The following is an 875-nucleotide window of genomic DNA, read 5'->3' on the forward strand; positions in this document are numbered from 1 at the left end:
ACTTTATCGAAATTGTTCAAGGTGTGTGTGTAAACTTTGGCCCAGCGTCGGGAATAGAGTTTGATATGAAGCTCGTGTACCCGGAACATCCGAATGGTTTCAGCTTTACGCTATCAAGTGCTGGTGAGAAAGAACGGGTCATTTTGTCTGAAACGTACTTTTCCGTTGGTGGCGGTTTTATTTTAACTAAAGATGAACTTGCCGATAAGAGTAAGCGCCAAAAGGAGAAAAAAGGGAGGCGTAAAGTGCCGTTCGGCCACAGCCAGAAACATACCTATTCAAACATGAGTGAGTTGCTGTCTATCGCCGAGAAAGAAGATAAAAGCTTTGCAGTAATTCAGATGGAAAATGAATGCATGAGTAGTGCTGAGAGTGTTACTGAGGCAAATATTTGCACAGTTAAGGAGGCGATGTTTGCAAGCATAGAACGTGGTTTATCTGCTGATGGGCAACTGCCCGGAGGACTGTTATTAGAGCGGCGTGCAAACAAGTTATATTCCGATCTTAGCGCGAATCCCAGTAATGCTAGTGTCAATGATTGGCTTTGTGCATACGCAATGGCGGTCAATGAAGAGAATGCTGCGGGACAAGCAGTCGTAACCGCGCCAACAAACGGTGCGGCGGGTGTAGTCCCAGCATTGCTTTATTATCTAACCAAGCATGAAGAGATTTCAGAATCTAAGTCACGAGAGTTTCTGCTAACTGCGACAGTCATCGGCGCGATAATTAAAGATACTGGCTCTATATCGGGGGCTGAGGTCGGTTGCCAAGGGGAAATCGGTTCTGCCTCAGCGATGGCGGCAGCTGCTTGCTGTGCTGTCATGGGGGGGACTATTTGGCAAATAGAAAATGCAGCAGAGATTGCCCTAGAACAC

At 46.6% G+C, this 875-nt stretch carries 1 protein-coding gene; it reads left to right on the forward strand.

The window, feature by feature from the left end; translation table 11 throughout:
• A partial coding sequence (locus A3766_RS01330; RefSeq protein ID WP_197479165.1) for an L-serine ammonia-lyase, iron-sulfur-dependent, subunit alpha occupies positions 1–875 on the forward strand: 875 nt, incomplete at both ends.

It is taken from the genome of Oleiphilus sp. HI0132, assembly GCF_001635845.1.